The 25846-nt window shown below is 43.7% G+C and carries 22 protein-coding genes; 17 read left to right on the forward strand and 5 right to left on the reverse strand.

What is annotated here, in order from left to right; all coding sequences use genetic code 11:
- Window positions 1-242 precede the first annotated feature (242 nt).
- Window positions 243-1364, forward strand: a complete 1122-nt coding sequence (locus BLR32_RS17990) for a ligand-binding sensor domain-containing protein (RefSeq protein WP_218124216.1) — start codon at window positions 243-245, stop codon at window positions 1362-1364.
- An 87-nt stretch (window positions 1365-1451) separates the two neighbouring features.
- Here the strand turns inward: BLR32_RS17990 and BLR32_RS17995 are convergent, their stop codons facing one another.
- Together BLR32_RS17995 and BLR32_RS18005 are read right to left on the reverse strand one after the other, a co-directional pair.
- Window positions 1452-2408: a hypothetical protein gene (locus BLR32_RS17995; protein WP_143011515.1), complete on the reverse strand. Its 957-nt coding sequence runs from the start codon at window positions 2406-2408 to the stop codon at window positions 1452-1454.
- Between the two features lie 87 nt (window positions 2409-2495).
- Entirely contained in the window at window positions 2496-2720 is a 225-nt protein-coding gene (locus tag BLR32_RS18005; protein WP_143011516.1) for a hypothetical protein, read from the reverse strand.
- A 504-nt stretch (window positions 2721-3224) separates the two neighbouring features.
- Between BLR32_RS18005 and BLR32_RS18010 the strand changes: the two genes are divergently transcribed.
- A complete protein-coding gene (locus BLR32_RS18010; protein ID WP_089834244.1) occupies window positions 3225-4286 on the forward strand; it encodes a glycoside hydrolase family 43 protein in 1062 nt (353 codons plus the stop codon).
- Between the two features lie 104 nt (window positions 4287-4390).
- Here BLR32_RS18010 and BLR32_RS18015 read toward each other — a convergent pair whose 3' ends face one another.
- On the reverse strand, window positions 4391-4981 hold the full coding sequence (locus tag BLR32_RS18015; protein WP_245705455.1) for a Crp/Fnr family transcriptional regulator: 591 nt from the start codon (window positions 4979-4981) through the stop codon (window positions 4391-4393).
- A gap of 190 nt (window positions 4982-5171) precedes the next feature.
- Between BLR32_RS18015 and BLR32_RS18020 the strand changes: the two genes are divergently transcribed.
- The 11 genes from BLR32_RS18020 to BLR32_RS18070 all read left to right on the forward strand — a co-directional run bounded on the left by BLR32_RS18020 (window position 5172) and on the right by BLR32_RS18070 (window position 19563).
- Window positions 5172-7064: a chloride channel protein gene (locus BLR32_RS18020; protein ID WP_089834246.1), complete on the forward strand. Its 1893-nt coding sequence runs from the start codon at window positions 5172-5174 to the stop codon at window positions 7062-7064.
- A 219-nt stretch (window positions 7065-7283) separates the two neighbouring features.
- Window positions 7284-8954, forward strand: a complete 1671-nt coding sequence (locus BLR32_RS18025; RefSeq protein WP_089834247.1) for a thiamine pyrophosphate-binding protein — start codon at window positions 7284-7286, stop codon at window positions 8952-8954.
- Window positions 8947-10452: an AMP-binding protein gene (locus BLR32_RS18030; RefSeq protein WP_143011517.1), complete on the forward strand. Its 1506-nt coding sequence runs from the start codon at window positions 8947-8949 to the stop codon at window positions 10450-10452. The genes BLR32_RS18025 and BLR32_RS18030 overlap by 8 nt, the downstream gene beginning before the upstream one ends.
- Entirely contained in the window at window positions 10442-11641 is a 1200-nt protein-coding gene (locus tag BLR32_RS18035; RefSeq protein WP_089834249.1) for a citrate/2-methylcitrate synthase, read from the forward strand. The genes BLR32_RS18030 and BLR32_RS18035 overlap by 11 nt, the downstream gene beginning before the upstream one ends.
- A 1-nt stretch (window position 11642) precedes the next feature.
- Window positions 11643-13031, forward strand: a complete 1389-nt coding sequence (locus BLR32_RS18040; RefSeq protein ID WP_176842334.1) for a Gfo/Idh/MocA family oxidoreductase — start codon at window positions 11643-11645, stop codon at window positions 13029-13031.
- A complete protein-coding gene (locus BLR32_RS18045; protein WP_176842335.1) occupies window positions 13024-14163 on the forward strand; it encodes a MalY/PatB family protein in 1140 nt (379 codons plus the stop codon). Before BLR32_RS18040 ends, BLR32_RS18045 begins: the two co-directional genes overlap by 8 nt.
- A complete protein-coding gene (locus BLR32_RS18050) occupies window positions 14160-14714 on the forward strand; it encodes a P-loop NTPase family protein (RefSeq protein WP_089834251.1) in 555 nt (184 codons plus the stop codon). The genes BLR32_RS18045 and BLR32_RS18050 overlap by 4 nt, the downstream gene beginning before the upstream one ends.
- The gene (locus tag BLR32_RS18055) at window positions 14711-15928 is read left to right on the forward strand and encodes an MFS transporter (protein WP_089834252.1); all 1218 of its coding nucleotides are present in this window, start codon (window positions 14711-14713) and stop codon (window positions 15926-15928) included. Before BLR32_RS18050 ends, BLR32_RS18055 begins: the two co-directional genes overlap by 4 nt.
- 1 nt (window position 15929) lies before the next feature.
- Window positions 15930-17177, forward strand: coding sequence for a hypothetical protein (locus BLR32_RS18060; protein ID WP_089834253.1), 1248 nt, complete (start codon window positions 15930-15932; stop codon window positions 17175-17177).
- 4 nt (window positions 17178-17181) lie between these two features.
- Window positions 17182-18690, forward strand: coding sequence for a hypothetical protein (locus tag BLR32_RS18065; protein ID WP_089834254.1), 1509 nt, complete (start codon window positions 17182-17184; stop codon window positions 18688-18690).
- 210 nt (window positions 18691-18900) lie between these two features.
- A complete protein-coding gene (locus BLR32_RS18070; protein ID WP_089834255.1) occupies window positions 18901-19563 on the forward strand; it encodes a response regulator transcription factor in 663 nt (220 codons plus the stop codon).
- 2 nt (window positions 19564-19565) lie between these two features.
- Here BLR32_RS18070 and BLR32_RS18075 read toward each other — a convergent pair whose 3' ends face one another.
- Window positions 19566-20336 carry a CHAD domain-containing protein gene (locus BLR32_RS18075; protein WP_089834256.1) on the reverse strand — a complete coding sequence of 257 codons (771 nt, stop codon included), beginning with the start codon at window positions 20334-20336 and terminating at the stop codon, window positions 19566-19568.
- 198 nt (window positions 20337-20534) lie between these two features.
- On the opposite strand from BLR32_RS18075, the gene BLR32_RS18080 reads away from it, so the two are divergent.
- The 4 genes from BLR32_RS18080 to BLR32_RS18095 all read left to right on the forward strand — a co-directional run bounded on the left by BLR32_RS18080 (window position 20535) and on the right by BLR32_RS18095 (window position 24809).
- Complete coding sequence (locus BLR32_RS18080) at window positions 20535-21872, forward strand: Gfo/Idh/MocA family protein (protein WP_089834257.1); 1338 nt, start codon at window positions 20535-20537, stop codon at window positions 21870-21872.
- Window positions 21873-22060: 188 nt separating this feature from the next.
- Window positions 22061-22531 carry an RNA polymerase sigma-70 factor gene (locus tag BLR32_RS18085; RefSeq protein ID WP_089834258.1) on the forward strand — a complete coding sequence of 157 codons (471 nt, stop codon included), beginning with the start codon at window positions 22061-22063 and terminating at the stop codon, window positions 22529-22531.
- Between the two features lie 27 nt (window positions 22532-22558).
- The gene (locus BLR32_RS18090; RefSeq protein WP_089834259.1) at window positions 22559-23563 is read left to right on the forward strand and encodes a FecR family protein; all 1005 of its coding nucleotides are present in this window, start codon (window positions 22559-22561) and stop codon (window positions 23561-23563) included.
- A 25-nt stretch (window positions 23564-23588) separates the two neighbouring features.
- Window positions 23589-24809 (forward strand): hypothetical protein, encoded by a 1221-nt coding sequence (locus BLR32_RS18095; RefSeq protein ID WP_143011518.1) that lies wholly within the window; start codon window positions 23589-23591, stop codon window positions 24807-24809.
- Here BLR32_RS18095 and BLR32_RS18100 read toward each other — a convergent pair.
- Window positions 24797-25843, reverse strand: a complete 1047-nt coding sequence (locus tag BLR32_RS18100; protein ID WP_089834261.1) for a Gfo/Idh/MocA family protein — start codon at window positions 25841-25843, stop codon at window positions 24797-24799. The genes BLR32_RS18095 and BLR32_RS18100 overlap by 13 nt on opposite strands.
- Between the last annotated feature and the right edge of the window lie 3 nt (window positions 25844-25846).

Below are 25846 nucleotides of genomic sequence, written 5' to 3' on the forward strand. Positions count from 1 at the left end.
ATTATTTACAAAGTTTACATTTTTATTTACAATCCGAATTTTCCTGGCTGAAAGATATTGAAGAATTTCACAACATCGACGTCGATCTGATATGAAAAATAAAAGAACCATTTTCACTTACTCACTTTACTCCTACATCATGGAACCTCTTTGATTCGCCTGAAAGACAATCTTTTGACGATGGGATCCGATGAGTCTGGAGCTGGTGTCTAAGCAATGATTGTAACGTAAAAAAACAAAAAATGAAGCAATACGCACGCATTTACACCTTGCTCCTGATGTTAGTTTTTAACATTTCTTTTAAAGAACAAAACAAAACTAACCTGTCAAAAGATGATACCAGGTCTAAAACCGTAATTACGTCCCTCGGGCCTAACAGTGATATCCGTAATATAAAACAAGATAAAAAGGGCAACGTCTGGATCGCAACAAATGACGGTATCTTCAAATACGACGGGGGATCGTTTACTAATATCACAAGTAAGATAACTTCAGCCGCTTTCTCTTCTATTTTGGAAGATAGAAAAGGTAACTTTTGGTTCGCTTCTCTTGGTTCAGGTGTTTTTTATTATAACGGGACATCCTTTCGAAATTTTACAACCAGGGACGGACTTGCCAATAATGGGGTTCTTACCATCTACGAAGATAAAACCGGCAATATTTGGTTTGGCGGTGAAGGCGGAGTTAGCCGATACGATGGGAAATCATTTCAGAATTTTTCAATGAAAGAAATACTGTCCAACAATAATTTTGCTACCATCATTAATGCCAAAACATTAGAATCAATTCCGAATATTATAACGAGAGAAAAGCTGCCCAATAATACTATTAATGCTGTCCTCGAAGACCGAACAGGAAAATTCTGGCTTAGTACAAGGAGAGAAGTCTATGTCTACAACGGAGAAACATTTACTGTCTTCAGGAATAAAGACGGCAACCCTTTTATGAATGTTCGTACTATAATCGAAGATAAAAAGGGGAATATCTGGCTGGGGGGCCAGGATGGCCTTTGGCGCTATGACGGCAATACATTTACCAATTTCACCGAGCATTTCGTTGGTCAGGTTTACGAAGATAAGAAAGGCAACATCTGGACTACTTCAGCAAGGCCTAATGGCAGAACCTGGATACTTTCCCGTTATGATGAAAAGTCATTGTCTGATATAAGGCCCACTGTAACCCAAATAAATCCCAACTCAGGGCGACTGATTTTTGGGATTTTTGAAGCTAATGATGGAAATATCTGGTTCGGCTCAGGTGGCGTACTGTATCGTTATGATGGAAATACTGTTACCCCGGTTAATTCCTTCGGTATAAAATCGCTTATGAGTGATGAATTTGATTTTCCGTCATCAAACTGTTAGTCGGTGTAATCGTTGAAAGAGTGCTGCAAAGGATCAAAAGCATATTAATAATGAAGAAGGTTGCTCAATGAACAACCTTCTTCATTATTATTTCTTCACCGGCATACCGGCAGGATCAATATTTCCAAAATTATAAACCGGCTCTCGATAATATTTCTCTAATACCTCCATTTCTTTTTCATCCACAAACCGAACGACTGGCTTCATCACTTCTCGTGTAACGGGGTATCCTCTGGTATAATCGCGGATCTGTTTTATTTCATAAAAATGATGGACGTCGTTGTCTCCGGTTTCAGATACTTTGTTACTATAGTAGATCACTTCCACATAATCATAAGGGAATTGTTCAATTGTCTTCACCAGAAATCTGCCGGGTGAGCCATGGGTAATAGCACGTGAGCCGGGCATTTTGTAAATAGTGGTATCTCCTTTACGAAGGAAGCTTTCAGCAGGTCTGACCGCATACTGTGTCAAACGGATCTCAGGGATCATTGCTGTTCCATATATATACCAGGATCCATTTATCCTGTCCTGAAAAAAATTGCCACTCAGATACCGGAAAATACCCTTTTGCTCATCGTAGTAAACGAGAAAACGTCCATCAGAGGGGAAATACTTATTATTACTGTCATATTTTTTCGAATATAAGGTATCCGTCAGCTTACCATTATATGGACGGAAGGAGTAGTTCAGTACGAAACGATTTTCCCATTTTGTCACGATGTAATAATGCGCCAATGGATTCGCCTCAGGCCATCTGTCAACATGCATCAACAGCTCGGGTGCATCATACACTTCCGGGTCCTCAAATAAGATCCAGGCTGCGTCCTTATATATCGTTTGATTACCAATCTTTTTATAGATCTTGTCCGCTTCCGTCAATTCGGGGTTATAGTCAACCCGGTATTGAAGAATAGCAGCACTTACATGCGATATAATATATCTGGACACACTATCCGGCACTCTTTGATGGGTTCCGCTTTGTCCGTATAAAAAAGCACAGCTTAAAACAAAACTTAACAATGTCGTCAATAATTTCCTCATAATTGTATGCTTTTTGCAGGTTCCGGTACATAGCTTTTCTGTTCGTCGCAAGTTTTCTGATCTTCCGGATTATACTCCTCATGTCCATCACATACTACAATCACTCTTTCCTAAACCATAACCGTATTGAGTCTGCTTATCCCGGATCACAGACCATTTCAATACAGAATAGTAGTTCGTCGACGTAAAGTATACATGCATCATTTCATGAGCAGTGATACTTGTAAATCTATTCTCCGTAGTTATAGGAGCCGGTGTCCCTAATGCGAGTATTCCGTCATAGTTGAGATATATAAGTTTTTTAGTTGTCATGCCTCCAAAATATGCAGATAGTACATTCATGTTATCGGGAAGGCAGGACAAAAGACCGTACAGGAATATATATAACTTTATAAGGCTTGTTCACCGTCTTCAGCGATTTATCAGCAAACTGCAGGCTCTCCTTTGAAAAAGGCTGAGAGGAACTGGTAAGCAGCACCTGCCCCATGACTGATTGCAGTAAAAAACAAAAAAATGCGAGCAAATAAAGTTTCATAGGTTAAACACTCGGGTCAGTACTCGAAGGAATAAAGATGTAAATATATAAAAAATTATACTATGTAACAAATCCAGTCCTATGGTAGCAGGTCTCATTGCTGACATCATTAACTCCTTCATACAGATCCTGATAGCCAGCTGAAAACAGCCGCATTTACTTTCTAACCATCATTGAAATCAGCTCCCATGGGGTAGTAATTCGTAAAATATAGGGGGCTTATTCTTCGCATGGAAAATTTACTGCCGATGAACATTATCTTAGGCAAATAATCAGGCGTTATGAAATTTCTTCTATGCACACTTCTTACAGCTATAATAAGCATTACTGCTTCGGCTCAAAATCTGCAAAAAGGTGACTATGGCTATCTGTATTGTCACATGAGTGGCCGGGGAGAATGGACTGCCTTTGCCCTGAGCCGGGATGGATATCATTATAAAGATCTTTTGAATGGCGATTCTATTTTCAGTCCCGGTGAACATGCCCGTATTGAGGGAGGTACCCGCGACGCCTTTATTGCCCGCAAGCACGACAATACCGGTTATTTGATGGTGACTACAGATATGTGTGTAAGCAAGTCAAAGAAATGGGACAATTATGGAATAGACTTGCTGACAAGTGATGACCTTGTTCATTGGAAATCTGTGACCTTCGACTTTCGAAAAGGCCCTTCTATATTCTCTAATCCACAAGCACCCGATTGTTATAAAGATTACAGCACTATAGATCGTGTATGGGCGCCGCAAATATTCTGGGATCCGAATTATAGCTGGGAGAACGGAAAAAAAGGCGGATACTTTATCTATTATTCGCTTCTGAACCGGGAAGAAGAAGGCTACGACCGTGTTTATTATTCATACGCGGATGAATCGTTTACACAACTAACGAAACCAAAGTTGCTTTTCGACTGGGGCTATGCAACGATCGATGCGGATATCAATTATTTACAGTCGGATGGTCTTTATCATATGCTTATTAAAAAGGAAGGCGGTAAGCCTGGTATATATACAGCAACAGCCAAATCACTGACCGGACCATGGAATGAGCCGGATAGTGCTGACTATGTGAGTTTTGAAGGAGATAAGAAATGTGAAGGTTCATCGGCATTCCAACTGACAGGTGATAGCACCTGGCGGGTTGCATATGTTGAATATACCTCGAGGCCATCGCATTACCGCATTTGTAAAGCAGACAAATACCTGCGTAATTTCAGCTCGCCTGTAGATATCGAAGGAGTGGCGGCCCCGCAACACGGTTCATTTATGAGATTGACTAAAGAAGAATATCGCAGGCTAGAACAACTTGAGTCGATTTCACCGCAGACAAAGAAAAGCAGCCATTGACGCTGTTGGTTGTCCGTTATGTCAACGTAGCAAAATCTAACACTATCAACTTTTGAGTACGGGTAATTAACAAGCTGTTTTAACATGACACACCTTCATGTCTTCTACCCCTGCTTTATAATCGAAGCTAACCTCTCCCTATCCTTAATAATAATCGTCTTCCCGGAAAGCTCAATAATACGCTCTCCCGTGAACTCATTCATGACCTTAAATATTGTCTCATACGTTGTTCCCGCATAAGATGCAAGATCCTGCCTGGTTAGTGTGCCTTTAATTGTCCCATCTTCATCACATCCGAATACCTCTGCGATCTTCAATATGGTATCCGCAATACGGCTTTTTACATCCATATGCACCATATTCCGCATCCCCTTCTCAGCCTCCTGTAGATCGTGGGCATAATAAAGCATCAGCTGATAAGTAAGTTCAGGATTTATCCTGAGCGTCGTTTTAAGAAACTCTGTGGAGATAAAACAAACTGATGCATCTTCTATGACGGTAGCAGAGACGGGGTAATGCTGACTTGTACCGATCCCCCTGTGCCCAAGTACATCGCCTTCCTTCGCTAATTTGATGATAAGCTCCTTATCCTCCCCCCACTTCTTATGTATTTTAACCTTTCCTTCATGCAGAAAATAAAACCCTATAACAGGATCATCTTCCCGGAATATTGTCTGCCCCTTCTTGAAATTCAAGAGCTTAGAATTACTATCAATTGCCGCTTCCCATTCAGGTAAGGAATGTTTTTTGAGAAAACAATTAGTATGGTGATGCATAACCAAAGGTAACAAAACATTGCCTAAACAATGTTTTTAATGCTTTTTTAAGAAAAATTTTAGAATAAATGTTGTTTTCGCAATATTTTTGCGGTGAAAAATACATTTTATGCACAATAAAGATACTGACGAGTCTATATCAATAGCACCGTCCCTCGACCTTACTATCGATAAGGAACAGGAAGAGTACCGGCCCCTCGTTTCAAAAAGGGTTCTATACCTGAGCATTCAGGTGATATTCAATGCCATTATTATAGGCCTGATTGCCAAGGTCTTAGTTGCATTGATCAGCCTGATCACCAATCTTTCATTTTACGGAAAATTCTCTATTGAAGAAAGTAGTCCTGCGCACAACCAACTGGGCTGGCTGGTCATCTTTATACCGGTAATTGGCGGCTTAGTGGTGGGTATCATGGCACGTATCGGGTCTTCAGCTATACGTGGACATGGTATACCGGAAGCGATGGAGCAGGTGCTTACCAATAAAAGCCGTATAAAGCCTATCATTACTTTGTTAAAGCCGCTCTCTGCTGCTATTTCGATAGGTACTGGTGGTCCTTTCGGTGCTGAGGGACCTATCATTTCTACTGGTGGAGCATTCGGTTCACTGACCGGACAGATCATGCACATTTCGCCCAATGAGCGGAAAATTATGCTGACTGCGGGCGCTACGGCTGGTATGGCTGCTATCTTCGGAACACCGGTAGCAGCGGTATTACTTGCAATCGAATTGCTGCTATTTGAATTTTCACCCCGTTCTATTATACCAGTAGCATTAGCCTGCGCAACAGGCGCTGCCATGCATTATACGCTTTTCAGCGATGCACCGGTATTTGCAATGCCTGCCATTCCCTCTGCAAATGCGGAGGCGATGATCTGTTATGTTGCCATGGGTGCAGTGGTAGGTGTGATTGCTGCCTTTGTAACCAAAAGCATCTATTATATTGAAGACCTGTTTGAAAAATTGCCCATACACTGGATGTGGTGGCCGGCAATAGGTTCTCTTGCGGTAGGTATAACCGGTTATTTCGCTCCTTATACAATGGGGGTTGGTTATAGCAATATTTCTCAACTACTGAGTGGCAACATAAGCGTTCAGCTTATACTGGGACTGTGCTTTCTTAAATTTATTTCCTGGTCAATTTCTTTAGGCAGTGGCACTTCAGGAGGAACACTGGCGCCGCTGTTAACTATCGGAGGCGCTACCGGTCTGGGACTCGGCCTTATTGTATCTTCACTGTTTCCGCAGATCAACATCAGTCTGCCCACCTGTGCACTGATAGGTATGGCCGCTATGTTCGCCGGGTCAGCAAGAGCGCTACTTACTTCTATCGTTTTTGCATTTGAAACGACCTTACAACCACACGGATTATTGCCATTACTGGGCGCATGTACCGCCTCCTATTTTGTTTCCTTCTTTATGATGAAAAGCTCCATCATGACAGAAAAAATTAACCGTCGCGGCGTGCCAACACCAGATGCATATGAACCGGATATTTTGCGGGAATTGAATGTGGAAGAGGTGATGGATAAAAACGCTCCAATAGTTAGAGAGGATGAAAGCATCAGAGAAGTACTGGAAGGTTCAGCAGCAAAAGTACAGGACGGATACGGGGCGGTTATTCTTGATAAAGATGATAAAGTACGCGGAGCGATAAATTTAAAAGACCTGTATCAGGGGGTATTAAAAGGACATACTACTATGTCTGAGCTGAAACACGAAGAGGTTTTTGTTTTTCCTAACAGTACACTACTTGCTGCCATTATATTAATGGAAGAGCGTAAACTGGAGCTACTACCTGTAGTATCCAGACAAAACAAGGGAAAAGTGCTCGGCGTTATTACAAAAGACCTGATACTTTCCACTTATCGCAGAAGACGCGAGGATAGTGATGAACATCAGCGGGAGATTTCAATCAAGCGAAGTGGCTACAAATTCCTGGCAAGAACGAAAAGACTAAGGCAGGAACAGTCTAAAAGATTTTTCAGAGGAACAAAGTAAGCCTACCATACCGAAGAGTTACGGCAGCAGTACAGATGTATTGTTGCCGTTTTTATTTCTGCGATCCCTCCCGTTACTTTATAACCCCTCCATATCCCATTGCGTATTTCCGCAAAATAATTTGGTAGCTGCCGCAACATAATTTGATGTTCTTGCTAATTACCGGCCGGGGCTTTCCTTCTACATTTATGCCACATTGATCCACCAAACATTCAAAAGATGAAAGCCTCAAAGTTATTCTTAAAATCAGTTGCCAAATTAGGAATCAGAAAAGTATTCGGTATAGTAGGCGGGGAAGCGCAGGCCATGCAGTTTGACGAAGAACCATCACTGGACTTTTACCTCACCCGCCACGAATTTGCTGCCGGTATTATGGCCGATGTATTTGGCCGCATGACAGGAGAACCACAGATGTGTTATTCCACCTTTGGTCCGGGACTCTCCAACCTGTCTACCGGTATAGTTTCCGCCATTCTTGACAGATCTCCCATGCTGGCAGTATCAGCCCAGATCCCAAGAGCGGAAATACAATTTAACCAGACCCACCAATGCATTGACAACGTAGCCCTGATGCGCCCTATTACTAAATTTGCTGCGCAGATAGAAAACGTCCACGAAATACCTGCATTGCTTAAAACAGCCCTTGAAATAGCCGTAAACGATATTCCCGGCCCTGTATATCTGAGCTTCCCCACCGATGTAATGGAACAGGAAATACCCGACGAGGAGGCAGTAGCCCTGTTGCAAAGCCTATCCCCGGTAAAAAGAGCAGCTGCTCCCCTCCCCGACTTCCGCCAGTTAGATATAGTGCTCAACAAAATAAAAGATGCGCGGAAACCGCTGGTGGTTGTAGGTAATCAGCTGATCAGAGACAATTGCTGCGAAGAGCTGGTAGAATTCATCACCGCGCATAATATACCCGTTATCTCCACATTGGCATCAAAAGGTATTGTTCCGGAAGATCATCCATTGTTCATTGCTCCATGCAATAAATACATAGACAAAATATATCACGATGAACTCGTATCCCAGATCTTTGATAACAGCGATCTGCTATTGCTGATCGGTTATGATTTCGGAGAAGACCTGAAGTCAAGCCTGTGGAAAAATAAAAAAGAGACCATTGTTATCAACACCCATTATAATGATATGGGTAAGGTATTTCAACCGGATATCCTTTTTACCGGCGACCTGAAACAGGTGTTCCCTTATATCATGCAACAGGGCATCACTCCCAAAGAAGACAATGAAGCGCTACTGGAATTAAAACAACTGTTCGATAAAAGAGCGCCTTTCGTAAGCGAAGAGTTTTCCAATATACCACTGATCATTCAGTCTGTCAGAAATGCGCTGGGTGAATCAGGGGTGCTGTGCAGTGATATTGGCCTACATAAACAATATGCCGGCTTGCTTAGCAAGACCTATAAGCCCGACACTTTTATGTGTTCCAATGTATGTGGCACATTCGGCTTTGGCCTGCCTGCAGGTATGGGTGCCAAACTGGCCAGACCTGCTGAAAGAGTTGCTGTTATTTGCGGAGATGGAGGTTTTCACTCTACCAGCCAGGACCTTGAAACCGCTGTCCGTTACAATATTCCTATTGTAATCGTTGTGCTGAAAGACAATGCTTTTGGTCTGATCAAATACTACCAGTTCCTTGAAAGAGAAGACATCTTTAAGCGTAGCGTTGAATTTGGCAACGTAGACTTTGTGAAACTGGCTGAAGCGAATGGCATGAAAAGCATACAACTGGAAGCGCCGGAGCAACTTGAATCAATGATGGAAGAAGCCTTTTCCACCAACAAACCTATGCTGATAGAAATTCCTATTGTATACGACTACAGATTCAGAGAAGTTGAAGTACCTGAAGAAATGGAAATCAATGACTAAGTATATTGCCAATCATAGTCCCCTTACTCCTTTATTGTTCCTGGAAAGAGCCGCTGCCTTTTATAAAGATAAAACAGCTGTCGTACAGGACAATATCAGAAAAACATATGGTGCATTGTACAGCGATTGTACACTTACCGCCATGCGTTTTAGGGAGCTGGGGGCACAAGCCGGGGACCGCATAGCCTACATCAGCAGGAATAATCACCAGCTGCTGGAAGCACACTATGCGGTTCCCATGTGCGGGGCCATCCTTGTTCCTATTAACTACAGGCTGAATGAAAAGGAAGTCAGTTATATCCTGAAACATGCAGCCGTAAAGATCCTTGTTACTGAGGAACAATACTACCACGAGCCTTACAGTGATATCGTTGAAGCGCATCTCTTCATCAACAGCGAAGATCTTTATAAGCAAAACCCGCACTATAAATATAAAGCCCCGCGGATCAATGAAGACGATACCATCTCTTTGAACTACACCAGTGGTACAACCGGGCATCCTAAAGGCGTGATGTATTCGCACCGGAGTACCTATCTCAACACCCTTGGAGAATGTATCACTGCGTCGCTGACGGCCGACTGTAATTATTTATGGATACTTCCTATGTTCCATTGTAACGGATGGTGTTATACCTGGGCAGTAACGGCAATAGGAGGAACACACTTTTTTATAGACAGCTTCGACCCTGAATATGTTGTTTCCTATATCACCACTCAGAAGATCACGCATCTGTGTGCTGCACCTACCGTGCTTATACAACTGCAACAGGCCATTAATTTCTCGCTGCTGAGAAACTATGGTAAACTGACGATCATCACGGCGGGCTCCGCACCAGCGCCTGATACCATCAGGAGGTTTGAAGAGAATGATGTAAAGGTCATTCATGTATACGGACTGACAGAAACACATGGTCCTCATTCTGTGTGTGAAACCAGCGACAGATCAAGACAGGGCATTGCCAGTGTACATGCCGTGTTTATGAACGTTGTCGATGATGAGCTACGCTCCGTAACATGGGATGGTAAAACGATCGGAGAAGTAGTAGTACGCGGCAATAATATCATGCAAGGCTATTACAAAGACGTAAAACTAACCCGTCAGGCATTCAAAGGCGGTTGGTTCCATACAGGCGATCTTGCAGTAATACACCCCGACGGACATGCCGAAATAGTAGACAGAAAGAAGGATCTTATTATCAGTGGCGGTGAAAACATCTCTTCCATTGAAGTGGAGAACGTATTGTATCAGCACCCTGATATCCTGCTGGCAGCAGTCATCCCCGTATATGATCATAAATGGGGAGAGATACCCAAAGCCGTCATTGAACTAAAACAGGGAAAGACCCTTTCGGACAAAGAGATCATTGACTTCTGCAGAGATAAACTGGCTCACTACAAATGCCCCAAAGCAGTCATATTCGATACAATCCCCAAAACCAATACAGGTAAAGTGCAGAAAAATAAGTTAAAAGAAAAATATTACTACCATGGAAAATAACACCCTTGAAACACAACTTACGGATCTATTTAACATTACCAGCAACGGTACGCACCAGGTACTGGAGTTCAAAAAAGGTATCAACAACGTTATTGTATTTGACCCCGGCGCTAACCATAGCAGCTTCTGTAAAAGTAGTATCAGCCGCATTGACGGCAAAACAGGCCAGTTGTTCTATGGCGCTACTCCAATTGAGGAAAAAATCACCGAAACAAATTTTGAAGCCCTCGCATTCCAGTTAATTACACAAAGTGATAATAATCCTTCCGGAGAACAACAGTTCGCCCAGGGGATGCACCGCTTCTTTGTATTAGATACAGAGATACAGGCAGTGCTGCAACATCTGCCGGCATCCATTCACCCGATGGATTTCCTGCTGATAGGCGTAACCGCCCTCTCAGGTATTGAAGAAAAGTACCTTCCTGGCAATGAAGATCCGCTGGTACAGGCTCAGTTTATTATCTCCCAGCTGTTCGTGATAGCAGCATATTACTATCAGCTACAAAACAATATTACTTGGAACAGCAGCACGTCAGACCAACCTGTTTATCATCGTTTCTTACAACAGGTATCTCCAGGGAAGGCGGATCTGCATGCACCGCTTTTGAACATCGTTCTCATGTTACATGCAGAACATGGACAAAACTGTTCTACAGCCACTGTGCGTAATATAGCCAGTGCAGGAGGGGATATTTATACAGCCATCGCCAGTGGTATTGCTGCATTTAAAGGCAGATTACATGGTGGCGCCAGTCAGTATGTATCGCAGATGTATAATGAAATTATACAGAGAGGCATCAGTGCGAGCGAGTTCATAGCCGAAAAGATGAGCCGTAAGGAAGTGATCTACGGCTTCGGGCACCGCATCTATAAAAACTGGGACCCAAGGGCAAGGATCATGTACAATATGTTGAAGTCGGATGATCCTGTATACGCCCCTGTAGATATACTTAGAAAACTTGCTTTTGAGTTAACGGACCATGTAAGTAACGACACCTATTTCAGCAGCCGCTTCATCTTCCCTAATCCGGATCTGTTCAATAATGTATTCTATACGTTGTTCGGCATGCCTTCTTCCATGAACACAGTGATGTTATCACTTTGCAGAGTAGCCGGCTGGATCGCACATTATTATGAGAACCTGTCCGACCGTCTCCCTATTATCAGACCACAGGAATTATACAAATAACGTGAGCAGAAAAATACAGCATATTATAGTAGTCGGATGCGGTCTGCATTTCAGAGAGCGATACTATTCTGTACTGCAACAGCAAGCGGACATAAAGATCAGTATGGTGATAGATCTGGAAGCAGAAGAGGACCGCATCCGGCATTTCTTTTCAGACAAATCGCTGCTTCCTGAACAGTATCTTTTTCTTCCTGATCAGTATCGTAATGATCTTACTCCTGAAGAACTGGATAGGCTGCTATGCGGCAGGGTATATAAAAAAGCAATAGATGCGGTGATCATCTGTACAGAACCAAAAGCCCATAAAGCGTATGCTATATGGGCTGTCAGAAATAACCTGCATGTGTTCACCGACAAACCGCTGACTGCCTTTTCCTCCAGACAATCCTCGGACTCGCTGTTGCAGGATTTCTATGACATTACAGGAGAAATCCGGAATGATCAGCTGAACTTTGTTATATCCTGCGAGCGGCGCGCACATACCGGTTATAATTATGTCAGACAGTTTCTGTCAGATCTGATCAACACCTATCGCGTGCCTATCACATTTATAGACATTCATTTCGGCGGAGGTATGTGGAATATGCCGGATGAACTTTTCTACCGGGAAAATCATCCGTATAAATATGGATACGGCGTAATGCTGCATTCAGGCTATCATTACATTGATCTGCTGTTTAGTCTGATGTCGCTCAACAAAATACTGTATCCTGATATACATGCATCCACGCTGCATGCCTTAGCCATCTCCCCCGCTGACCATCTGGGCATGATCGATCAGACCGTGTATGAAAGATGCCTGCATACCGACCGGTTCAGTGAATATTTTCAACCTGAAAATATCAGCCGGCTGCATGATTTCGGGGAAACGGATGTTACACTGACGGGAGACTTCAAGTGTAATGGCAAACGTATCTCTCACTATTGTCTGAAGCTGATGGAAACCTCTGCCTCCAACAGAGGCTGGCATCAGTTACCAGAAAATACATATATCAGCAATGGCCGGCTCAGGCAGGAATCTGTCATCATACATGTAGGTCCTCTATGTTCTGTTCATATCAGCAGTCATTCGCTGTCTAAACAGCAATCGGCAGATAAAACAGAACATTTCACCATAGAGATCATCAACAATAAAAATGTGACAGGGCATGCCGGTTATATACAGCTGAACAGAAAGGATATCACCGATATGTACCCGGAAATGCCACTGAACAAAGGTATGAATGTAGCAGCCCGGCAATGGCAGCTGCAAAACTTTCTGCAGGGAGGAGATGCGCATTCATCCTTGTCGTCGCACAGAGAAAGTATTGCGTTCATTGATAAAGTTTACAGACAGCTTCAAACAAATATGGAATATGCTAACGCCCCAAACGAACGAATGCATGTTTGATACAATATACGACAGACGGCTTACGGACTCCCACAAGTGGAACAAGATACCGGAAGACAGCTTATCGATGTGGCTGGCCGATATGGATTTCAGAACACCGGCCCCCATACTGGATGCCTTGCGGCAAAAGGTATCTACCGGCTTTCTCGGTTATCCGGCTGTCAACGAACAATACATGGAAACGGTGCTAAACTGGTTCACGGCTTATCATCACTATAATACAGAAGGGATCAGCATCATTCCTGTAACCGGTATTATTCCCGCCCTGTCTGCCATCATACAGCGATATACTTCCGAAGGCGCTGAAATGATTATACAGGCGCCTGCTTATTATAGGTTCATGGAAATCACAGAGAACCGTACCATTTTATTCAACCCTTTAAAAATTGACGAACATGGCGAGTACCAGATGGATTTTGAACATCTGGACGCCCTGTTACCTTTGCGGCCGCAGATCTTCGTACTGTGCTCTCCACATAACCCTGTGGGCAGAGTATGGAGTTACGAAGATCTGCTGCGCATTGCGGAATACTGTCTTGAAAATGAGATCCTGCTGATAGCGGATGAGATACATTGTGATCTCGTAATACCGGGTTATCATTTCACGTCGGTCGCTACCTTGCCAACACGTTATTTACAGAATACCATTATTCTTCATTCTTCCACAAAAACTTTTAATATTGCAGGACTGAGAGGTGGGCATGTTGTTGTATTTAATCAACGGATGCAAAAAGAACTATCAAAAGTTTTTGATCTTTATGGTATCAATAAAGTGAATACTGCTTTTCTTACTGCAACAATGGCAGGTTACACCCATTGCCGCGACTGGACGATCTCATTAAATGAATATATTGCCCATAATTATCATTATATCCGGACGTTTATACAGGAGCATATTCCTCAATTAAAAACGTTTCCACTGGAGGCTACTTACCTGATGTGGATTGACTACCGCGCGTTACAGATCAGTGAAGATGATTTCTTTTCCGCACTGGACCGGGAACTGATTGTATCAAAAGGAACAATATTCAGTGAATATGGAAAAGGCTTTTTCAGAATAAACATTGCCTGTCCGCAGGACCTGATAAAAAAGGCAATGCAGATTTTACACACCCAAATAAACCATTTATGAAGATCCATATTGTAGGAGCATCCTGCTCGGGTGTTACCAGCCTTGGAGAATATCTTTCAGCAACGCTCAATGTACCCTACTTTGACACAGACGAATTTTACTGGGAGAAAAGTGATCCCCCTTTTACGATAAGAAGAGATCCGGCAGCACGGAATAACATGATATTACAGGAGTTCAGTCAACATAAGAGCTGGATATTGGGAGGTTCTGTTATCAAATGGGAACTGGATATCGCATTTGATCTGATCGTTTTCCTATGGCTGCCGCAGGATATAAGGATTGCACGGCTGAAAGCGCGGGAACTGGAAAAGTATGGAGACATTATCTATACAGATGCGGAGAGGAATAAACAATTTAATGAGTTTATTGACTGGGCATCAGGATATGATGATAATACTGCCCGTGGCAGAACCTTAGCTGCGCATCAGCAATGGCTGGCGGCGTCTCCGTTTCCGGTAATGGAACTGAAAGGAGACCTATCTATTCCCGAACGCGCAGCTAAGGTGATGGAGAAATTACATGCCATACAGCAAGAGATGTCTTTGAAATGAATACCACTTATCTTTCAAAGACATTTTCCAGCCTGATCCGGCACAGGAACTACAGACTGCTTTTTTTCAGCCTCAGTATATCGCAGGTAGGTACCAGTATACAGGATATTGCGCAGTCTTGGGTGATACTTGAGAAAACGCATTCCGCACAGGCTATTGCCCTGCTTACTGCCTGCCTGTTCACACCATATGCCCTATTGGGACTGATCAGTGCACCATTGCTGGAAAGATTAAACCCACGGAAAACGATGATCATTTGTCAGTCGTTGTCCATGTTGTCTGCCATTGCCTTGTCATTGCTTTGCTTTACGGGACAGATCGAATTGTTTCATCTTTACCTGTTTGCCCTGTTAAGAGGATTTATTGTGGTTGTCAATAACCCCATACGTCAGCTGTTGATCCGTCAGTGTGTGGAGCGGTCGCAGGTACCCAATGCCATTGCCCTGAATACTTCTGTGTTTAATCTTGCCAAGGTGCTTGGTCCGGCGATAGGTGGATTACTACTGGCTGGTTTGGGCGCCGCCTATTGTTTCCTGTTCAACGCAGTATCGTTTGCGTTTGTTATACACAGTCTCTTTATTATGCAGGAGCAGGAGTTGTACCCTTATGCAAACAATAAATCGAAGCAGTCGCTGCTGAGCCGTATCAGTAAAGCATTGGGGTATGTTTTCAAGAGCCGCCAGCTGTCGGTACCATTTGCGGTGCTTTTCCTGGTGTCTTTGCTCTGCATTAATTTTTCTGTTGTTCTTCCCATCATCTCGGGTATGTTATTACAGACGAATGCGAAAGAGTTTGGTTATATCAATGCCTTGTTCGGACTGGGGGCATTTCTGGGCGCCATTGTCTCCGCCTATCTTTCAAAGGTGAGTTTTAATTTCATGATGGTCTCTGCTGCCGGCATGGGAATGATGTTTATCCTGCTTGCCCTGGCAGGCAATATCTGGCTGACTGGTAGCCTGCTGATCATCACCGGTTATTTTTATACGACATATACAACCGTGACCAGTGCCTACATTCAACTTCGCTCGGATGAAGAATACCAGGTCAATACCATTGCATTGTATACCTATATACTCACGGGTATCAATCCTGCGGGAGCATTCCTGATAGGCTTTCTTGAGAAGACCGGAGGAGCGGCCGCGGCCTTGATCATACCCGGTATTATTGCCCTGTTGTCATCCCTCTGCGGATATCTTGCTAATAAATCCCAATAACATGACAGCGAATAAATGGACGCCCGTTCAGCAGGCATTATTCAGGTTCTGTTTTATCTTCTTTATATTAAGCCTGTTCCCATCCACCTATCGGTATTCATTCAGTATGGATTTTACGGGTATACTGATGCTAGCGACTTATCGTCCTCCTTCTCTGCCTGTGCTGTTATATATGTTGCCCGTATCGGCTGTCGGCGCTACTATCTGGATGGTTAGAGATAATAACAGACACAATATGGATATGCTGTATTACTGGCTGAGAGTAATACTGCGCTACCGGCTTGCGCTTGCTTTTGTGGGGTATGGATTTGTTTACTTCTTTCACATTCACAGCCCTTATCCTTCCATCAGTCATATGAACACCCACTATGGGGAATTCACGCGCTGGAAGATCTTTTCCATGACGTTGGGCGTTGCTCCCGGATACTCCTGTTTTCTTGGTATCGTACAATTGACCATTGCCCTGCTGCTGCTTTTCAGAAAACTAACACTGCCGGCTGTGATCATTGCCGTCATATTCCTCGGTAATGTATTTCTCAGTAACTGGGCCTATGAAGGGGCAGATGTATTATACAGCGCTTACCTGTTAAGCATTGCGTCATTCCTGTTGATATATGATCTCACGGAGTTTCATACATTGTTTGCGCTGCAGCGTCCTGCGGCGTTAAGACCTGCAATCCCTTCTTTAAAATGGAAATGGGCGCCAAGGAGTATTTTCCTGCTGTTCTTCCTGGCCTGTGGTTACGCCAGTTATTCCAGTTACAGGCAGGGCACTTACCAGTTCCCGCATACATCAACACCCACAGGGCTGGTGGGTTTTTATGATGTGAGTAGCTTCACTATTAACGGGCGGGAGCTGCCTTACTCCTTAACAGATACTATGCGATGGGAAAACGTGGTATTTGAAAAATGGGCGACTGTCAGCATTCGCTCTCCTCAACAAATCTCTATTCCAACACCTGTTTATACAGTGCCTGATCTACTGGAAAGCCCTTCCTCTTATGAGCAGACTGGCAATAACGGAAGGTGCTACTACTCGCTGCAGGCAGACACAATACAGCATACTCTTGCACTGTTGCAGCAAAACAATATGTACATATTTCATTATCACCAGCCCGACAGCAACAGGATTGTATTGTCAGGCATCAATCAGCAGCATGATTCCCTGCTGATCGTGTTAAGAAAGATAAACAAACGATACCTACTGGAAGAAGCAGGTACCGGCAAAAACAACCCTGCTAAATTATAATAACATGCATCCCTGGAACAACGCCTCAAAAATAGCCTTCCGGATATGTTTTATATTTTACCTGATCATGTGCATTCCATTCAGTAAAGAATGGTATGACAGGCTGTTCGCCGTTCACTGGGATGCGCTTCATTACAGGGACATATATGACATCACGCGTTTTCAACCTGCCATTGTCAAGTTCGATAACAGCAACTGGAATCTGATGGGATATACAGACTGGTTGCTCATACTTGCCATCTCAATTATAGGGGGATTGATATTTTCTTTTGTCGACAGAAGACGCCCCTCTTATTATGCGCTCAACTACTGGTTAATGGTGCTGATCCGTTACAGGGCGGCCATAGGTATTATAGGATTTGGGTTTTTAAAGATTTTTCCGGTACAGATGCCCTTTCCCTCTCTGGCCATGTTAAACACAGATTTCGGGCAATATTCTGCACAAAAGTTATACTGGGTATCTGTAGGTATTGTTCCCTGGTATCAGTCATTTGCCGGTGTTTTTGAAATAGGAGCTGGCCTTTTACTGCTGTTCAGAAAAACAACCGTTTACGGTGCGATCTTATTGTTTGCCGCCATGGCAGACATTGTATATGTCAACTTTTCCTATGATGGCAACGTGCATATTTATTCCTCTTATTTTGTTATTCTTGCGGCCTACCTGCTGGCTTATGATCTTCCTTACTTCTATGCATTCTTTATAAAAGAACGGTATGTAATTCCTTATCACTACTATCCTTCTTTTACTGAAAAATGGCAGCAATACCTGAGAACGGGGTTAAAATCAGGGCTACTGTTTATCTTCGTTGGTGTTACCGCTTATCTGCAGCTGATGAACTTTTTATATGACCCCTATAAACAGCCATCTCTTAAAGGAGTGCCTGCGCTAAGAGGGAACTACAATGTGACATTTTTCAGTATCAACAATAAAGAAATAGCTTACGATCCTTTCGATACCACAAGGTGGCAGCATGTCACCTTTGAGAAATGGTCTACTTTTACCTTTAGCACCAATCAACCACAGAACCTGGATCTGTCTAACGGTATCGCGCTACCGATGAGAGATATCAACCGTACTTTCGAGTTAACGGGTATGGCTGGCAGGAGAACATACTTCTATTATGAAGCGGATACAGTTCAGCAGCTACTTCATCTTCACAATAAAAATCCATTAAATAAGAAAGCAAGTATTACCAGCAACTCCTTCTACCTGGCAGGTGGCAGTAAACCTATTTTATACGATACGATCACTATTATTCCCGATGTGATCAGGAAAGAAATAAATGGCATAGACGAAAGAGCGCGGTCATGGCGCAGGCAGAAGCATATACTGCTGGAATATGCCAATGCACAACCGGGAGAAGATATGACATTACACTATACAACTAAGGACGGATCAAGGATTATTATGACAGGTGTCACCCGCAACGGAGACTCTCTTTATATAGTATTAGACAAAGTAGAAAAGCATTACCTGCTTACAGAAAGTTCATTAAACGCCGGCAATTATTAGATAATTAAATTACCATTAAATTGAACGCCTGATCTTGCCTGAAAAAAAATTTCAGGTTATATTACATGTATAAATATTTTTACTTAACCCGTAAAGTCCCGTTAAGATTGTGTTGCCCGTTAATCCAGAAACAACACAACCCTCAAGCTAAAATACCACAAAGTTCAGTGCCTGTAATTTAAACAATACTCATTCTTAGTTCTTATTTTTATGCCAGCGACACACATTAAGTTAGCCATTTTAGATAACTACACTTTATTCATCAAAACATTAAAAAGTTATCTCTCAGAAAGAAAAAATATAACCGTTGCTATTCAGTCGTCCAATGAATATGACCTGTTACAGCAACTGAAACATACGCAGATAGATGCGTTGCTGGTAGATATATTAATGCCGACACTCACAGATACTATTATATTAATCCGTCAGGAATATCCCCGTGTAAAAATACTACTGCTTGGAACTGATAAGGATATACATCTCATGTGCGATCTGCTGGAACTGGGGATATATGGGTTTATTTCCAAGTCAGGAGATCCCGAAGATCTATTGCAGGCAATAGATTCCGTAAAGGAAAACAGGGTTTACAGAAACAGGTTGTTTACGGATGTATTGTATGAGAATACACAGCATGAGAATAGTCGTAATAAGGCGAAAAAAGAAGCGACGTTGAATGACAGGGAGAAAAAGATCCTTCAGTTGTTGTGGGATGAAAAGAGTAATAAGGATATAGCGGCTCAGTTGTTTGTGAGCATCCGGACTGTGGAGAAGACGAGGCAGGATTTGAAGGATAAATTGGGGGTGAGGTCGACTGTGGGGATTTTGAAATATGCGATAAAGAATAAGATAATTTTGCCGTCGTATGGAGGGTAGATTCAATCCCTCTTAACAACCTTATTTAAAAAATCGTCCCCCATCGTATGAATAGCCTTACCAGCTTTATCCTGCTCTTTATGCAGCTTGCTGATCTTAGCCTTATTCCCTGAACTGTGCGCAGCCAGCAGTTCAACCGCTACGGCAGTGTCGTGCCATTTACCAATGGCATCCTGCATCTGGTCAAGATAGTCGATGTTTAATTCTAATGCAGATGCCAATCGCTGCTGAAGTATCCCATGCATGTATACGAGGTTTTTGATTCTCTTACGGGCTTCATGTAGCTGATCTGTGGATGTTGTAGTTACTACTCCAGCTATCTTTTTCAACTGCCTGGTAAACCAGTGTTTAATGTCATGATTCCGGACGGGCTGTAATGACTTCAGAAAGGATTTGACGTTATTCCTGATATCGTCGTTATAATCCGTTTTATGTAAACGGAATTTAGCTGTTTCCTGTTGGATAGTACCTTTTGCTTCAGTGTTGAATGCCGGATGATGAATATTGAACTGCTTTATCATTTGCAGGTTAATACTGGCTTCCCGGATAATTCCGGCACGGTGAAATATCTTCCTTATATTTTTTTTAATAGTAACGGCTTTCTCGCCCTTATACAATTTTGTCAGTTTGGAGAAAGCCTTCAGTTTCTTGATCTCCACACGTAGCTTATGCAAGGCATCCTCACCTCCGGCATCGGCAAAGGCATATAACTGAAGTCGTAACTCCAGGCACCTTTTAACAAGGTATTTTTGCTGCCTTTTCCTTTTTAGCATACCCCACAATTTTCTATTAAAGTTACCACTAATACCTTGTCCGTTCTACAATTTGCCCCAATCATCGCTTATGGAACTTCCCCTTCCTTTCGCTCATCAAAAATTCTATAAACCCCATATTTATTTTTTTACATTAGGCAGCCTATTCTAAACTTCTATCGTGCAAAAAATATTAATCTATAAACAGGTCACATCGTTATGAAAAGAAGAGATTTTATCAAAACCGGTGGTCTTGCTGGCGTAGGAGCAGGCTTAACCATCCTTAATTTCCCTGTGTTTGGAAAAAATGCCCCCAGCAATAAGCTGGTATTGGGCGTAATGGGTGTCAATTCCCGGGGGAACTGGCTTGCCCAGTGTGCAGCAAAGCTACCTGGCGCAGAGATCGGTTATATCTGCGACGTGGAAGATGGCGCTATCGCAAAGGGACTGAAGGCTGTTGCGGGCGCCCAGGACCGTAAACCTACTGTTATAAAAGACATCCGTCAATTGCTCGAGCGCAAAGACTTTGATGCATTGTTTGTCGCTACCCCTGACCACTGGCATGCCCCGGCAGCAATAATGGCCACTGCGGCAGGCAAACACGTATATGTGGAGAAACCCTGCGCCCATAATCCTGCAGAAGGAGAATTACTGATAGCAGCAGCAAAGAAATATAATCGCCTGGTACAGATGGGTAGCCAGCGCCGTTCCTGGCCGAATATGCAACAGGCTATAAAAGAGGTGAAGGAACAGCAGGTGCTGGGTAAGATCTATTATGGGAAAAGCTGGTATACCAATAACCGTCAGCCGATTGGCGTTGGCAAAAAAATAGCAGTGCCGGATACCCTGAACTGGGATCTATGGCAGGGGCCTGCCCCACGCCGCGACTACCTGGACAACATCGTTCACTATAACTGGCACTGGCGCTGGCATTGGGGTACTTCAGAAACCTGTAACAACGGCACTCACGAACTGGATTGCCTTCGCTGGTTCATGGACCTGGAATTCCCCACCAAGGTAACTTCTGCCGGCGGACGTTATGCCTATCCAAAGGACGACTGGGAAACACCGGATACCCAGACCCTCAACTTTGAATTTGAAGGCGGCAAAGCCATCTCCTGGGAAGGACGCAGCTGCAGCGCATTCAACCTGGAAGGCAGCGACCGCGGTTTTGCCATTTTCGGAGATAACGGTACCCTGTACAATTCCGGAGGTGACAGCTATAAGATAGTAGACCTCAAAGGAAAGGTCGTTAAAGAGGTGAAACAGGCCACCAATACAAACCAGAGTGCTGTTAATACGGTAAGTCCTGCCGGAGAATTTTACGATGCAATACATATCAATAACTTCCTGGAAAGCATCCGCGGCAACGCCAAACTCAATGCTGAAATAAATGTGGCCTACCGCAGTACACTGCTGCCGCTACTGGGCAATATCGCGCAGCGCACTGGCAGGGTATTACATACAGATCCCTCCAATGGGCACATCCTCAATGATGCCGACGCTATGAAATTGTGGAAAAGGGAGTATGAAAAGGGATGGGCTCCAAAAGTCTGATAATAAGTACAAAAGGATTTTTTTAAAAACACGTAGGGGTATATCCGCCCCTTCGTGTTATACTATTATATTATTGGCCAACTAGCACCCGGGAATTGACGGCATTGAAGAATAGAGATAAATCTGAACTGTTCCTGCATCTTTTTCATACCTGCTATGAAAAGCTGCACCGGTAAGCCTATACATTACTGAGAGACAGCGAAGAAGCCAATGATATTGTACAAACCGTATTTGCCCGGCTGTGGGAGAAACGGGAAACTGTCGCCTTTGAAGAAGATATAAAAGGATATTTATACCGTTCTGTTTACAACAGCTGCATGAACAATATCCGGAAAGACGGCGCCAGGGACAGGTATGTGTCCTACAAAGCCGGCAACACGGACAACTTCACACAAGGAGGCACAGAACAGCAAACGCTGACCAGAGAGCTTGAAAAACACATTGCACAGGCAACAGGCGCCTTGCCCGAACAATGCAGGGTGATATTCCTGAAAAGCCGGGAAGAAGGCAAAAAGTACGCTGAAATAGCCGCAGAACTGAACATCTCAGTAAAGACGGTGGAAGCACAGATGAGCAAAGCATTAAAACTGATGCGGGAAAAACTGGCCGATTACCTCCTTACGATTTCCCTGATATTGTATATAAATCATCTGCTGTAAAAATCCTGCATGAAATAACATTTACCATTGAGCAAACAACAAAACATAGCGATAACTGAAGCACTGCTGATAAAATACCTGGCCGGAGAAGCGAGTCCGGAAGAGGCGCTTGCCATTGATGAATGGGTAGAGCAGACGCCCGACAACAACCGGCTCCTGCAGCAATACCTGCAGTTATGGTCGCATGCCGGTAAAGAGGGCGCTTATACGGCTCCTGATCTTCAGCGGGAGCTGCAGCGACTCAATATCGATACTTCTCTTCCAACCGGAAGTCGTAAAACACCGGTACTACGTACGCTGTTTATACGCCGGGCGGTGGCAGTTGTGTTCATGGTAGCGCTTGGTGCAGCGCTACTGGTTTTCTTCCAGCCGTGGAAAACAGCGAAGGCCCCTCTTATGCTGGCGCTTACATCATCTAATGATATTCTCCGGGATACCCTGCCCGATCATTCCCGTGTAACATTAGCACCGGGTAGCCGGCTGGAACACCCAGCCTCATTCGATGGTGCTGACAGAACAGTGCAATTGCAGGGGGAAGGCTATTTCTCTATTGCGCCCAATGCCAGCAAACCTTTTATTGTACGCACAGGGACTGCAGATATTAAGGTGATCGGCACTGCATTCAATGTGAAGACTAATAAAGATAGCGTTACCATAGCCATGGATAATGGTGCTGTACTTTTCTTCGATAACCATGACAGTGTCATTGTAAAAGGTGGCATGCAGAGTGTATACCAGGTGGATACACATCGCTTCTCCGTAACAAAAATGGAAGGTGGCAATGACTATGCCTATGCTACTAAAACATTCCATTTTGAGGCTACTCGTCTGGAGTTAGTAGTTAGCGCCCTGGAAAAGGCCTACAACGTAAAGATCGTACTGGAAAATAAAAAACTGGCCGATTGCACCATCACTACCTCATTTACCGATATGCCAATTCAATATGTAATGGAAGTCATCACCGCATCGTTATCTCTACAGTACCATATGGAAGGGTCTACTATTTATGTGCAAGGGAATGAATGCAATTGAGTTATTTAGGAAAGCATGCCTGGCCATGGTATGCATACTACTGTTTACCGGTGTGAAAGCACAGACAGTCCCTCCATCATTGGATAAACGGGTGCGCGTTCCTATGAAGGAAGTGAGTATCACCACCCTGGGGGATATGATTACAACACAAACAGGTTTCATCTTATCCTTTAATGCACAAAAGGTAATAGCCCAGAAACAGCTACAGCTCCGACAGCCCTCTTATTCCATGCATCAGTTGCTTACAATGATCAGGGAAGCCACAGGCTCTGACTATACCATCTATCAGGACCATGTTATCTTCCGCCGGTCAAACAACAAGAATGTTGCTACAAGGACCGCTACAAGCAGTCAGCCAATCAAACACGTGACCGAACAGCGCCCTACAGGCGCAAAATGGCAGCCTATCGGTGCAGGTAAACAGATGCACATACCGGTAACAAACGCCCCACCTGGTACCATAACAGCTACACCGGAAGCTGGTATAACAACAGATTTTCTACCCAATGCTACAGCGGCTACACTAATAAATACTATCGCGGGCAGCAATAAAACTATTAGTAATTCACCTTCTTATTCACTCTCAATAGCACCGGTAAGGCTTACCATTCCTACTATAAAACCCGCAGCGCCTATGTCGCTACGTCCTACTTCACCAGCGAAACGGCAAAAGCAACCATACATATATGAAAAGCCAGGCCTTTTCAAACCATTTGCGCAGAGCGGGTTCGCCGCAGATGAAGCACTTTATGCCAACGTGCAGGCAAAAGCAGGTGTGACACTGGTATACGGTATTGTATCCTGGGGCACCAATTTTTCAGTATCAGGTTTTCGCTATGGAGCAGGTATCAGTTATCCCTTAAATAATCGCTGGCTGATAGAGCTGGAAGCTACAACAGGTAAGCTCTTTAAAGAAACGACTATACACACAGTTAGTGATACCGGTGCAACAAGGCCTGTTGTTTATGTAAACAGCCAATTGCAAAGAGTCAGTCTTCTTGTTCAGAGAAGAATAAGCCCTCACCTGTCAGTACATGCTGGACCTGTATTCAATCGCCTAAAAAGTACTTACCAATTAACGACCTGGCCGCTAAGCCTCGCTACCCTGAGAGCGGTAGCAACAACTCCTGAAAAGGATTATATAACTATCAACCCTCCCTATACACTTCATAGGTCTCCACCTGAAGAAACAGCAGACATCAGTACATGGATTGGTTTCCAGATAGGCATCAGCTACCGGCTCTGACCTATCGCCTGCTTTAATTCATCCAGCAAACGGAATGTATCTCTGAATGTAGCAGGCGCCGCGCGATGCAGCATTTTACCCTGCTGTACTTGTGTCACGAAATAATGGATCTCATCACGATAACCGTATTGTACCACAGGATTGTTCCCTGCCACAGGTGTGGCCGTTGTATAATTTGTTTCACTCAACAGGCGCTGGCTATTGAAGACCTTGTTAAATGGTATACCGGCAAACTGCCTGCCCAGGGGCGTAATGCGGAAACTACCCGGATAGGTTATTTCTATTACTTTACGGGGAGTAAGGCATAGCAATGTATCAGTAAACAATGACCAGGAATAGCAGCTGGACAGCTCCAGCATACCCGTTACCTGCTTATGTTTCATCAACAATTGCAGATGTATGCCGCCGTTCACACCTGGATGATGTAACAGGGTGTATTGTTCCACCGGCCCGAAAAACTGTATTACATTATTTACAGGATGACAGAATAATTCCATCACTGCATCACCTTCCGGGTACGCCCCCGTAATATAACGCGCCTGGTAACTATACGTATCAGCAATACTCTTCTTCAATTGCCGGTTTAAAGGGCTGAAACGCTTATTAAATGCAATCATACACTTATCCGCATGCAGATGAGTAATCAGCTCTTGGAGGGCTGCATAACTGTTAACAGCCGGCTTTTCCACAAACACATATTTGCCTGCATCCAGACAAGCCTTTACCAGCGGGAACTGGTGTTCATTCTTCATGCAGATAAAAACGCCCTGTACTGACGGATCGTTTAATATGACTGACAATTCTGATACACCTGTACATTCGGGAAAAAGACGCGCAGCCCTTGTCGCGACAGATAACTGGCGGGAATAAAGGTATTTAATGCGGACGCCCATATTTAGTATGACAGGATATAAATTATCAATACTATGCTGTCCTACTCCTATAAAAGCGAAGGACGGGCCATCGCTAAACAGCCCGTCTAAATTCCTCCTTCTTCGCCATTGTTTGTATTTACCGATAACCAGATCCAGCATGTT

The organism is Chitinophaga filiformis (assembly GCF_900102545.1).
Lineage (GTDB): Bacteria > Bacteroidota > Bacteroidia > Chitinophagales > Chitinophagaceae > Chitinophaga > Chitinophaga filiformis.

Excerpts from the sequence above, each read along its gene's own strand:
- BLR32_RS18080 (WP_089834257.1), top strand. The coding sequence starts at position 20,535 with ATGAAAAGAAGAGATTTTATCAAAACCGGTGGTCTTGCTGGCGTAGGA.
- BLR32_RS18075 (WP_089834256.1), bottom strand. The coding sequence starts at position 20,336 with ATGCTAAAAAGGAAAAGGCAGCAAAAATACCTTGTTAAAAGGTGCCTG.
- BLR32_RS18025 (WP_089834247.1), top strand. The coding sequence starts at position 7,284 with ATGAAAGCCTCAAAGTTATTCTTAAAATCAGTTGCCAAATTAGGAATC.
- BLR32_RS18020 (WP_089834246.1), top strand. The coding sequence starts at position 5,172 with ATGCACAATAAAGATACTGACGAGTCTATATCAATAGCACCGTCCCTC.
- BLR32_RS17990 (WP_218124216.1), top strand. The coding sequence starts at position 243 with ATGAAGCAATACGCACGCATTTACACCTTGCTCCTGATGTTAGTTTTT.
- BLR32_RS18045 (WP_176842335.1), top strand. The coding sequence starts at position 13,024 with ATGTTTGATACAATATACGACAGACGGCTTACGGACTCCCACAAGTGG.
- BLR32_RS18095 (WP_143011518.1), top strand. The coding sequence starts at position 23,589 with ATGGTATGCATACTACTGTTTACCGGTGTGAAAGCACAGACAGTCCCT.
- BLR32_RS18035 (WP_089834249.1), top strand. The coding sequence starts at position 10,442 with ATGGAAAATAACACCCTTGAAACACAACTTACGGATCTATTTAACATT.
- BLR32_RS18065 (WP_089834254.1), top strand. The coding sequence starts at position 17,182 with ATGCATCCCTGGAACAACGCCTCAAAAATAGCCTTCCGGATATGTTTT.
- BLR32_RS18005 (WP_143011516.1), bottom strand. The coding sequence starts at position 2,720 with ATGACAACTAAAAAACTTATATATCTCAACTATGACGGAATACTCGCA.
- BLR32_RS18010 (WP_089834244.1), top strand. The coding sequence starts at position 3,225 with ATGAAATTTCTTCTATGCACACTTCTTACAGCTATAATAAGCATTACT.
- BLR32_RS18100 (WP_089834261.1), bottom strand. The coding sequence starts at position 25,843 with ATGCTGGATCTGGTTATCGGTAAATACAAACAATGGCGAAGAAGGAGG.
- BLR32_RS18030 (WP_143011517.1), top strand. The coding sequence starts at position 8,947 with ATGACTAAGTATATTGCCAATCATAGTCCCCTTACTCCTTTATTGTTC.
- BLR32_RS18055 (WP_089834252.1), top strand. The coding sequence starts at position 14,711 with ATGAATACCACTTATCTTTCAAAGACATTTTCCAGCCTGATCCGGCAC.
- BLR32_RS18060 (WP_089834253.1), top strand. The coding sequence starts at position 15,930 with ATGACAGCGAATAAATGGACGCCCGTTCAGCAGGCATTATTCAGGTTC.
- BLR32_RS18070 (WP_089834255.1), top strand. The coding sequence starts at position 18,901 with ATGCCAGCGACACACATTAAGTTAGCCATTTTAGATAACTACACTTTA.
- BLR32_RS18050 (WP_089834251.1), top strand. The coding sequence starts at position 14,160 with ATGAAGATCCATATTGTAGGAGCATCCTGCTCGGGTGTTACCAGCCTT.
- BLR32_RS17995 (WP_143011515.1), bottom strand. The coding sequence starts at position 2,408 with ATGAGGAAATTATTGACGACATTGTTAAGTTTTGTTTTAAGCTGTGCT.